The organism is Polaromonas sp. P3_C2, from assembly GCF_056402675.1.
This window is the reverse complement of sequence record NZ_JBFUGX010000076.1, coordinates 1-9,967: the sequence shown is the minus strand read 5'-3', so window position 1 is coordinate 9,967 and position 9,967 is coordinate 1. Positions and strand designations below refer to the sequence as shown.

At 62.1% G+C, this 9,967-nt stretch carries 11 protein-coding genes; 10 read left to right on the top strand and 1 reads right to left on the bottom strand.

Annotated features, from left to right (window positions below):
* The 6 genes from AC1DWI_RS05365 to AC1DWI_RS05340 all read left to right on the top strand — a co-directional run.
* On the top strand, positions 1-510 hold a 510-nt coding region (locus AC1DWI_RS05365; protein WP_477724493.1), incomplete at its 5' end, for an ABC transporter ATP-binding protein.
* Positions 507-1,304 carry an ABC transporter ATP-binding protein gene (locus tag AC1DWI_RS05360; RefSeq protein WP_477668430.1) on the top strand — a complete coding sequence of 266 codons (798 nt, stop codon included), beginning with the start codon at positions 507-509 and terminating at the stop codon, positions 1,302-1,304. The genes AC1DWI_RS05365 and AC1DWI_RS05360, both read left to right, overlap by 4 nt.
* A gap of 4 nt (positions 1,305-1,308) precedes the next feature.
* Positions 1,309-3,162 carry an AMP-dependent synthetase/ligase gene (locus AC1DWI_RS05355; RefSeq protein ID WP_477668431.1) on the top strand — a complete coding sequence of 618 codons (1,854 nt, stop codon included), beginning with the start codon at positions 1,309-1,311 and terminating at the stop codon, positions 3,160-3,162.
* Between the two features lie 51 nt (positions 3,163-3,213).
* A complete protein-coding gene (locus AC1DWI_RS05350) occupies positions 3,214-4,389 on the top strand; it encodes an ABC transporter substrate-binding protein (protein ID WP_477668432.1) in 1,176 nt (391 codons plus the stop codon).
* 179 nt (positions 4,390-4,568) lie between these two features.
* Positions 4,569-5,189 carry a YdeI/OmpD-associated family protein gene (locus tag AC1DWI_RS05345; RefSeq protein WP_477668433.1) on the top strand — a complete coding sequence of 207 codons (621 nt, stop codon included), beginning with the start codon at positions 4,569-4,571 and terminating at the stop codon, positions 5,187-5,189.
* A 113-nt stretch (positions 5,190-5,302) separates the two neighbouring features.
* Positions 5,303-5,851 (top strand): MgtC/SapB family protein, encoded by a 549-nt coding sequence (locus tag AC1DWI_RS05340; RefSeq protein ID WP_477668434.1) that lies wholly within the window; start codon positions 5,303-5,305, stop codon positions 5,849-5,851.
* 25 nt (positions 5,852-5,876) lie between these two features.
* On the opposite strand, the gene AC1DWI_RS05335 is transcribed toward AC1DWI_RS05340, so the two are convergent.
* A complete protein-coding gene (locus AC1DWI_RS05335) occupies positions 5,877-6,320 on the bottom strand; it encodes a hemerythrin domain-containing protein (protein WP_477668435.1) in 444 nt (147 codons plus the stop codon).
* Positions 6,321-6,500: 180 nt separating this feature from the next.
* Between AC1DWI_RS05335 and AC1DWI_RS05330 the strand changes: the two genes are divergently transcribed.
* From AC1DWI_RS05330 to AC1DWI_RS05315, 4 genes are all read left to right on the top strand, one after another.
* Complete coding sequence (locus AC1DWI_RS05330) at positions 6,501-7,457, top strand: complex I NDUFA9 subunit family protein (RefSeq protein ID WP_477668436.1); 957 nt, start codon at positions 6,501-6,503, stop codon at positions 7,455-7,457.
* A 245-nt stretch (positions 7,458-7,702) separates the two neighbouring features.
* The gene (locus tag AC1DWI_RS05325) at positions 7,703-8,461 is read left to right on the top strand and encodes a glutathione S-transferase family protein (RefSeq protein WP_477668437.1); all 759 of its coding nucleotides are present in this window, start codon (positions 7,703-7,705) and stop codon (positions 8,459-8,461) included.
* Positions 8,462-8,473: 12 nt separating this feature from the next.
* Positions 8,474-8,779 (top strand): NIPSNAP family protein, encoded by a 306-nt coding sequence (locus AC1DWI_RS05320; RefSeq protein ID WP_477651240.1) that lies wholly within the window; start codon positions 8,474-8,476, stop codon positions 8,777-8,779.
* 59 nt (positions 8,780-8,838) lie between these two features.
* A partial coding sequence (locus AC1DWI_RS05315) for a multifunctional CCA addition/repair protein (protein WP_477724492.1) occupies positions 8,839-9,967 on the top strand: 1,129 nt, incomplete at its 3' end.

Genomic DNA, 9,967 nt, shown 5'->3' with positions numbered 1-9,967 from the left:
GTGCTGCACAACCTGTTGATTGGCCGGCACACGCACCGGCAAACCGGCTTGCTGCACGACCTGTTTTTTACCGCCAGGGCGCGAGATGCCGAACTGCTGGCACGCGAAAAAGCCGAGCAGGTCATTGACTTCCTCGACCTGCAACATCACCGCGATTCGATGGTCGCAGGTCTTCCCTACGGCGTGCGCAAGGTGGTCGAGCTGGCGCGGGCGCTGTGCACCGAGCCGCAGTTGCTGCTGCTTGACGAGCCCTCTTCCGGCCTCAATGTGGAGGAAACCGGCGACATGGCCTTCTGGATCCAGGACATCCAGCACGAGCTGGGCATCACGGTACTGATGGTCGAGCACGATATGTCGCTGGTCTCACGCGTGTCTGACCGGGTTCTCGCCATGAACCAGGGCGAAGTCCTGGCCATGGGCACGCCGCGCGAAGTACAGCGCGATCCCGGTGTGATTGAGGCTTATCTTGGTTCGGTGGATGAGGTCACGTCTTTAAGGAGAACGGCATGAGCGCGGTTCCCCCACCGGTGAGTGACCAACCCGTCCTGAAACTCCTCAACGTCGAGAGTTCGTATGGCCCCATCAAGGCCATACGCGGCATCAGCCTGCAGGTGCGCCGCAGCGAAATTGCCACGGTGCTGGGCTCCAACGGTGCAGGCAAATCCACCATCCTCAAGACCATCTCGGGCATCCTCGATCCGCGCAAAGGCTCCATCGACTTCAAGGGCGAGGACATCACGGCACAGGATCCGGCCCATATCGTGCAGCAAGGCTTGTCGCATGTGCCAGAGGGACGCGAGGTATTCCCTTTGCTGAGCGTGCGCGACAACCTGCTGATGGGCGCCTACACCCGCAAAGACAGCGACGGTGTGGCGCTCGACATGGAGGCGGTGTACGGCTACTTCCCGATCCTGAAAGAGCGCGCCCTGCAAGACGCCGGGCTGCTGTCGGGCGGGCAGCAGCAAATGCTGGCGATCTCGCGCGCGCTCATGGCCTCGCCCGACCTCATCTTGCTCGACGAACCCAGCCTGGGCCTGTCGCCCAAACTCACCAAGGAAATTTTTGAGATTGTGGTGCGCATCAACCGCGAGCGCGGCACCACCATCCTGTTGGTCGAGCAAAACGCCAACATGGCGCTCAACGCGTCGGACTATGGCTATGTGCTGGAGAACGGTCGCATCGTGATGGAAGACACCTGCGCCCGCCTGCGCGAGAAGGACGACATCAAGGAGTTCTACCTCGGCATGAAGGAAGACGGTGTGCGGGGCGAGCGGCGCTGGAAGAAAAAGAAGACGTGGCGGTGACTGAATGAGCAACCTTTGGGACCTTAGCCATATCCAGCCCGAGCATGCCATCGTCATGCCGGGCGAAACCATTCCCGCCGTATTCTGGAACGCGGTGGAGCAGCGCAGCCACAAGACCTGGATGCGGCAGAAAAAGCTGGGCATCTGGCGCAGCTGGACGTGGACACAAACCGGTGACGCGGTACGCGAAGTCGCCGCCGGCCTGCTCAGCCTGGGCTTTGCGCGCGACGAATGCGCCTCCATCCTTTCCAACACCGTGATCGAATGGGTGCTGGCCGACCTGGCGGTACTGAGCTGCGGCGGTGTGTGCAGCGGCATCTACCCTACCGATGCCGCATCGCAGGTGCACTACCTCTGCGATGACTCGCGCACCACCGTGCTGTTTGTCGAAGACGACGAGCAGCTCGACAAGGCACTGGAAGTGCGGCCGCAATTACCGCTGCTGCGCAAGATCATCGTGTTTGACACCGAAGGCCTGCGTGACCTGGATGACCCGGGCGTCATGGGCCTGGCCGAACTTCGCGCGCTGGGCCGCAGTTACCTGGCGGATCACCCCAACGCGGTGAAAGACAGCGCTGCTGCCTGCAGACCCGAGGACCTGGCCATCCTGGTCTACACCTCGGGCACCACCGGCAAACCCAAGGGCGCCATGCACAGCCAGCGCGGGCTGGTGTTTACCGCGCGCGGCTACAACACGCTGGTGGCACAGAACGAAGACGACGAGCGCATGTGCTTTTTGCCGCTGTGCCATATCGCCGAGCGCATGGGCGGCGAATATTTCGCGATGTATGCGGGCGCCAAGCTCAATTTTGTCGAGAACCCCGAAACCATTCCCGAGAACGTGCGCGAGATCGCGCCCACAGTGTTCACCGCCGTGCCGCGTGTGTGGGAAAAGTTTTATTCAGGCGTGATGATCGCGTTGAAGGAAGCCAGCTGGCTGCAACAGGCCGCCTATGCCTGGAGCATCGGCGTGGGCATGCGCATCGCCGACACCGTGCTGGCCGGCCAGCCGGTCAGCGCATCGCTCAAGGCCCGCTTCACGCTGGCGCGCTGGTTGGCGCTCAACAACACGCGCAAGCTCATTGGCATTCACAAGGCGCGGTTTTGCGTCACGGGTGCGGCGCCCATTTCGCCCGACCTGGTGAAGTGGTACATGGCGCTGGGCGTTCCCATGCTGGAGGTCTGGGGCATGACGGAGACCTGCGGCGCCGCCAGCGGCGTGCCGGCCAGCTGCATGAGGCCCGGCTCCATCGGCCCGGCCGCCGGCTACAACGAAATGCGGCTGGATGCAGCCACCGGCGAGATTCTGGTGCGGGGCACCAATGTCTTCATGGGCTACCTGAACCAGCCACAAAAAACCGCCGAGACGCTGGATGCCCAGGGCTGGCTGCACACCGGCGACGTGGGCGTGATGGACGAGCAAGGGTTTTTCCGTATCACCGACCGGATGAAGGACATCATCATCACCGCCGGCGGCAAGAACGTGACGCCCAGCGAGCTGGAAAACGAACTCAAGTTCTCCCCCTACATCACCGACGCCGTGGTCATCGGCGACAAGCGCGCCTACCTCACCGTCATCATCATGATCGACCAGGAAAACGTCGAGAAATTCGCCCAGGATGCGGACATACCCTTCAGTAATTACGCCAGCTTGACGCGGGCAACTGAAGTGCAAGAATTGATTCAGTCGGAAATCGACCGGGTCAACAAGAAGTTTGCGCGGGTCGAGCAGATCAAGAAATTCTTCCTGCTCGACACGCAGCTCACGGCGGAGGACGAAGAACTCACGCCGACCATGAAGCTCAAGCGCAAACTCGTAGAACAAAAATACGCCCCGCAAATAGAGGCCATGTACTGATTCCGTGCACCGGGTGAACAAGAGCCAAGAACCTTTACAGGAGACAAAACCATGAAACTGAAATCAACCGCCGTCCTTTCCGCGCTGGCCTGCGTAGCCGCCTTGTCGGCCGCTACTGCACAGGCGCAAAGCCAGGGCGTCAGCAAAACCGAAATCACGCTGGGCTCCATCCAGGATTTGTCGGGCCCGCTCGCGGGCTTCGGCAAGCAAATCCGCAACGGCATGACGCTGCGCGTCAACGAGCTGAATGAACAAGGCGGCATCAACGGCCGCAAGGTCAAGCTGATCGTCGAGGACTCGGGCTACGACCCCAAGAAGGCGGTGCTGGCGGCGCAAAAGCTGGTGAACCAGGACAAGATCTTCGCCATGGTGGGCCACCTGGGTACTGCGCAAAACCTGGCCGCCATGCCGGTGCAGTTCGAAAAAAATGTCATCAACTTCTTCCCGGTGACGGCCGCGCGCGAGATGTACGAGCCCTTTCACAAGCTCAAGTACTCGTTTGCCGCCACCTATTACGACCAGATGAAGGCGGCCGTACCCAAGCTGGTGAAAGAAAAGAACGCCAAAAAGGTCTGCTCGATGTACCAGGACGACGAGTTTGGCCTCGAAGTGCAGCGCGGCGCCGATGACGGCCTCAAAGCCATCGGCATGACCATGGTCGAGAAGACCTCCTTCAAGCGCGGCGCGACCGATTTCTCGTCGCAGATCGCCAAGCTCAAGGCCTCTGAATGCGACCTGGTGGTGCTGGGCACCATCATCCGCGAAACCATTGGCGGCATCGGCACCGCGCGCAAGCTGGGCTACAACCCGGTCTTCCTGGGCTCCAGCGCCGCCTACACCGATCTGATCCACAAGCTGGGCGGCAAAGCCATGGACGGCCTCTACGCCACCATGACGGTGCAAAACCCCTACCTGGACGAAGCCTCGCAGCCCATCCGCTTCTGGGCCAACAAGTACAAGACCGCCTTCAATGAAGACCCGACGGTGTTCTCGGTCTACGGCTATACGGTGGTCGACAGCTTTATCCGTGCATCGCAGAAAGCCGGCGCCAGCCTGACGACCGAGAGCTTCATCAAGGCCATGGACACCATGGTGATCCCGGCCGACATCTTCGGCAGCTCCGAAGGCAAGTTCGGCCCGCAAAAGCGCTTGGGCAACAACCAGTCGCGCCTGTCGATGTTGCAGGACGCGCGCTGGAAAGTGGTGTCGGACTACATCACGCAGTGAAGTCAGCCGCGACTGCCAGCCGCGACTCCGAAAAACCACCTCCGGGTGGTTTTTTTATGCAGAAAGTGACTGAAGCCTTTTAAATATCTGCGCAGAATGCTCCTGAATTAATAGCACTCGCCCTCCACCGATCGCCCCCATGGCTTGCCGTGAACCCCGCGTGTCACGCAAAATGCGTCATGCCCACCTCCGCCAAACCCGCTTCCAAAACGCCTGCCAAGACTCCCGCCGCCCCGCTTGCCACCGTGCGCTGCAAAGACACCCAGGCCTTTACCCAATGGCTGGCCAAACACCACGCAAGCAGCGCCGGTGTCTGGCTGCAAATCGCCAGGAAGGATTCAGGCATAGCCTCCATCACCCACGCCGAAGCGCTGGAAGCGGCGCTCTGCCACGGCTGGATAGACGGCCAGAGGAATTCCATGGACGCGCAGTATTTTTTGCAAAAATTCACTCCGCGCCGCGCACGCAGCACCTGGTCCAAGGTCAACTGCGCCAAGGCCCTGGCACTGATTGAATCCGGCGCCATGCAGCCGGCGGGCCTGGCCGAGGTCGAACGCGCCAAGGCCGACGGCCGCTGGGACGCGGCTTATGACGCGCAGAGCAAGATGGCGGTTCCTGACGACCTAGCGGCGTTGCTCGCGAAGAGCGCCAAAGCCAAGGCCTTCTTCGAAACACTGGACTCACGCAACCGCTTCGCCATTTTGTTCAGGCTGCAAACCGCCAAGAAAGCCGAGACACGCGAGCGCCGGCTGGTGAAGTTCGCCGACATGCTCAAGCGGGGCGAAAAAATCCATCCCTGACGGTGGACAGGGCTTTTCGGTGACGCCGTACGGCAGACGCGCTACAGTCAATCGGGCGAGCCCATCCCTCAACCGAACACGTAAGAACCTGTTTACGATCTAAAGGAGTCCGCATGGCGTCCACCTGGTGGCAGCAAGTCGGTGACACCATCGGCTCGGAGTTTTCAGATTTGCCCGATGCCGAGCAGGCCACGCGCGTCATGGTTCGCCTCACGCTGGCGGCGTTGCTGGGCGGCTTGCTGGGCATAGAGCGCGAGCAAAAAGGCAAGGCCGCCGGCGTGCGCACGCACATGCTGGTGGCCATGGGTTCCGCGATGTTCGTGCTGGTGTCGCAGCAGTCCGGCATGATCACCGCCGACTTGAGCCGGGTGATTCAGGGCGTGATTGCCGGCATCGGCTTTCTGGGCGCGGGCACCATCCTCAAGGGGCACATCAAGGGCAACCCCGACGAAGAGCAGGTCAAGGGCCTGACCACCGCCGCCGGCATCTGGCTGACGGCGGCCATTGGCGTGGCGGCCGGCATGGGACGTGAAAGCACTGCGGTCCTCAGCACCCTGCTGGCGCTCGGCATCCTGGCGCTGGTGCCGCGCCTGGTGCGTTTTCTGGAAAAGCCCGAACCGCTGCTCAAGCCTGACGGCGACAAGCGCGGGGACGGTTCATAAGCTCGTCCAGGGGCGCCGTGGTGGTTTAATTTTTCGTGCGCTGCGAGACGAACTCGCCTTCATAGCCCTTGGCCAGCGACAGCTTTTCGGCTTCGCTCAGCACCTTTCCCGCCAGCTGGAACACACCCTGCTCCTCGTCTTCAAGGTGGTGATAAATCTTGTGGTGCAGCTCTTTGGCCGTGGCCAGCCAGGCGGGCGAGCTGAAATCGGTTTCTTCCAGCGTTTCCACCAGCTTGTCCATCTGGTGGTGCTCGGCAATGCCGTGGCGTGAGGGTTCCTGTGTCATGTCGTGCGCAATCAGCGGCACATAAAAAAAGCGCTCTTCCGCCGCGGCATGCGCCGCCAGTTCAAGCTTGAGCTCCTTGAACAGCGTGGCTCTTTCCTTGCTGTCGCCCTGCGTTTTGATGAGGTTGTCCGCCAGGGCGCGCTGGGTGACATGGCTTGTTCGCAGTGCTTCAAAAATGTTCATTCAACCATTATGGGGACGGCGCAGGCCCTGGCGTGTAGGCCAAGGGCGGATCCTGCAAGGCCAAAAATCGCTATTAATTTGATAGCTGCTTGCGACCATCCAGCATGGCCTGGAGGCCTGAATGGCCAAAGAATGGGCCAACAGGGCGCAAGGCACGGTAAAAGCGCTAAATTAGGGGTTATGAAAAAAATCCTTCTTCTTGGCGGCACCGGCTTTGTCGGCGCGCACGTCTGCGAAAAACTGGCGCGGCTGCAATGCCGCGTCACCGTGGTCACTCGCCGGCAGGCCAATGCCCGCCACCTGCAAATGCTGCCGCTGGTGGATGTGATTGAGGCCGACGCCCACGATGCTTCCTCGCTGGCACCGCTGCTGGCCGGCCACGACGCCGTGGTCAACCTGATTGCCATCCTTCACGGCACAGAGGCCGCATTCGACAAGGCGCATGTGCAACTGCCGCTGGAGCTGGCCCGGGCCTGTGAAGCCAGCGGCCTCAGGCGCATCGTTCACATCAGCGCCCTGGGTGCTTCGCCCGGTTCGGCATCGATGTACCAGCGCAGCAAGGCGCGCGGTGAAGCCGTGCTGCTCAGCACCGGGCTGGATGTGACCGTGCTGCGGCCCAGCGTGATTTTTGGCGCTGAAGACAAATTCCTCAACACCTTTGCCCGGCTCCAGCAGATCTTTCCGGTGGTTCCGCTTGCAGCCGCGGATGCGCGCTTTCAGCCCGTCTGGGTGGAAGACGTCGCCGACGCCATCGTGCACTGCCTGCAAGACCCCGACACCGCCGGCCAGATCTATGAAGTTTGCGGGCCCGACGTGTTCACGCTGCGCCAGCTGGTCAGGCTGGCCGGTCGCTACGCCGGTATCAACGGCGGCAAGGGCCGCCCGGTGATCAGCCTGCCGGATTCCCTGGGGCGCCTGCAGGCGCGCCTCATGGAGCTCGCGCCCGGAGAGCCGCTGCTGAGCCGCGACAACCTCGACGCCATGGCCACCGACAACGTGGCCACCGGCAAGCTGCCCGGCCTGCAGGCACTGGGTGTTCATCCTGCCGCGCTGGATGCGGTGGGGCCTTCTTATCTGGGAGCGCAGGGCTTGCGCAGCGGACTGACGGCCAAGCGTAAAACCGCCGGCCGTTTTTAGGCCCCCACGCTTCCCCACTTCGTGTGGGTCGCTGCCCCCCGAGGGGGCGCTGCGCCTGCGGCCCGGCAAAGCCGGTTCCGCGGCCCCGGTTGGCCTGAAGAGGAAATCCGCCCTTCTTACTCGCCGTGGATGTAGCATTAATTTCAAAGATTTTTTGCATCAATCGTGATTTCGCACGGCGGTAGCATCGCAAGTCGTTTTTCCATTTGACTTCTTTCCTTCATCATCAGCAGAACAGGGACACCATGCTCAAGCTCTACATCGGCAATAAAAACTACTCGTCCTGGTCCATGCGCCCCTGGGTGCTGCTCAAGCAGGCCGGCATTCCTTTTGAAGAAATCAAACTGCGCTTTGACTCGTTCGATGCCAACTCGACCTTCAAGGAAAAAATCAGCGGCGTGAACCCGACCGGCCGGGTGCCGGCGCTGGACGACGGCGGTTTTGTCGTGTGGGACACGCTGGCGATTGCCGAATACCTCGCGGAACGCTTTCCCGAGAAAAAGCTCTGGCCGCAGGATGTGAAAGCGCGCGCCCGGGCGCGCAGCGTATGCGCTGAAATGCACAGCGGCTTTGGCGCGCTGCGTTCGGCCTGCCCCATGAACATCGAAGCCGACCTGTCGGACATGGGCCAGCTGATCTGGCGCGACAAATCGGCCGTGCGTGCCGACGTGCAGCGCATTGTCGAGATGTGGACCGAGTTGCTGCAGCAATACAAGGACCCTCGTACCGCCGGGCCGCCCCAAGGTGCGAGCGCCCCCTCGGGGGGCAGGGAGACGCAGTCGACCGTGGGGGCCAATTTCTTGTTTGGAGAGTTCGGCATTGCCGATGCCTTCTTTGCGCCTGTGTGCATGCGCCTGAGCCGGTACGCCCTGCCGGTACCGGCGGAAATCGGCGCCTACATTCAGCGCGTCAGCGCGCTGCCCGGTGTCAAAGCCTGGATCGACGACGCGCTGGCCGAAAACGATTTCCGCGAATTCGAAGAGCCCTACCGCGTCAGGCGCTGAACGGGAGACATCATGGTCACGATCTATCTGCGTTACGTGCTGAACACCGCCAAACTCAAGGAGTTCGAGCACTACGGCAAGCTGTGGATTCCGCTGGTCGAGAAATTCGGCGGCACGCACCATGGCTACTTCATGCCCAGCGAAGGCGCCAACAATATTGCATTGGCCTTGTTCACCTTTGAGAGTCTGGCGGCCTACGAGATTTACCGCCAGAACTCCTTTTCCGACCAGGAATGCCTGGCGGCTTTCAAATACGCCGAAACGACCGGCTGCATCATCAGCTACGAGCGCAGTTTCTTCCGGCCTGTTTTTTCCTGAACCGAAAGTCCGGCGCCGACCGGGCTGTTGGGGCTGGCGCGAACCGCTAAACTGACCTGATGGAAATATTCATGGTTGGTGGCGCGGTGCGCGATACCTTGTTGGGCCTGCCCGTGCAGGACCACGATTGGGTCGTCGTGGGCGCCACCCCTGAAGCGCTGGTGGCACAAGGCTACCTGCCGGTCGGCAAGGATTTCCCGGTGTTCCTGCACCCGGACACCCGTGAGGAATACGCCCTGGCCCGCACCGAACGCAAAACCGCGCCGGGCTACCGCGGGTTTGTGGTGCACGCCGAGCCCGACGTCACGCTGGAGCAGGACCTGGCGCGGCGCGACCTCACTATCAATTCAATAGCTGCTCCCGCCCGTCCAGAAACAGCTTCAGCCAGTTTTAACCCCAATTTTTCGGCGCTGATCGACCCGTTCGGCGGGCAGCAGGACATCCGGGACAAGGTATTGCGCCACGTGACGGATGCCTTCCGCGAGGACCCCGTCCGCATCCTTCGCCTGGCGCGCTTTGCCGCGCGCTTTCCGGATTTCTCCGTGGCGCCCGAAACCATGGCGCTGATGCGGGACATGGTGGCCGAAGGCGAAGCCGATGCGCTGGTACCCGAACGGGTGTGGCAGGAGTTCGCACGCGGGCTGATGGAGGGCAAGCCTTCACGCATGTTCGAGGTGCTGCGCGAATGCGGCGCGCTGCAAAAGTTGCTGCCCGAGGTAGCGCGCCTCTGGGGTGTACCCCAGCCCGCCAGCCACCACCCCGAGGTCGACACCGGCGTTCACCTGATGATGGTGCTGGACATGTCGGCGCAGCTTGAGGGCTCGCTGGCCGTGCGCTTTGCCTGCCTGTGCCACGACCTCGGCAAGGGCACGACACCGGCCGATGTTTTGCCGCGGCACATCGGTCACGAAGAACGCAGCGCCCAACTGCTGAAAGACGTCTGCGAGCGCCTGCGCGTGCCGGTSGACTGCCGCGARAYTGCCGACGTGGTGGCCCGCGAGCACGGCAACGTGCACCGCAGCGAAAGCCTGGGCGCCGCGGCCCTGGTGCGGCTGCTGGAGCGCTGCGATGCGTTTCGCAAGCCCCAGCGTTTCGGCGATATYTTGCTGGCCTGCGAATGCGACGCCCGCGGGCGCCTGGGCCTGCAGGATTCGCCCTACCCGCAACGCCCGCGCCTGCTGGATGCCC

Coding starts and splice junctions, on each gene's coding strand:
- AC1DWI_RS05340 (WP_477668434.1), top strand. CDS start 5,303: ATGGCGTCCACCTGGTGGCAGCAAGTCGGTGACACCATCGGCTCGGAG.
- AC1DWI_RS05330 (WP_477668436.1), top strand. CDS start 6,501: ATGAAAAAAATCCTTCTTCTTGGCGGCACCGGCTTTGTCGGCGCGCAC.
- AC1DWI_RS05325 (WP_477668437.1), top strand. CDS start 7,703: ATGCTCAAGCTCTACATCGGCAATAAAAACTACTCGTCCTGGTCCATG.
- AC1DWI_RS05320 (WP_477651240.1), top strand. CDS start 8,474: ATGGTCACGATCTATCTGCGTTACGTGCTGAACACCGCCAAACTCAAG.
- AC1DWI_RS05360 (WP_477668430.1), top strand. CDS start 507: ATGAGCGCGGTTCCCCCACCGGTGAGTGACCAACCCGTCCTGAAACTC.
- AC1DWI_RS05335 (WP_477668435.1), bottom strand. CDS start 6,320: ATGAACATTTTTGAAGCACTGCGAACAAGCCATGTCACCCAGCGCGCC.
- AC1DWI_RS05350 (WP_477668432.1), top strand. CDS start 3,214: ATGAAACTGAAATCAACCGCCGTCCTTTCCGCGCTGGCCTGCGTAGCC.
- AC1DWI_RS05345 (WP_477668433.1), top strand. CDS start 4,569: ATGCCCACCTCCGCCAAACCCGCTTCCAAAACGCCTGCCAAGACTCCC.
- AC1DWI_RS05355 (WP_477668431.1), top strand. CDS start 1,309: ATGAGCAACCTTTGGGACCTTAGCCATATCCAGCCCGAGCATGCCATC.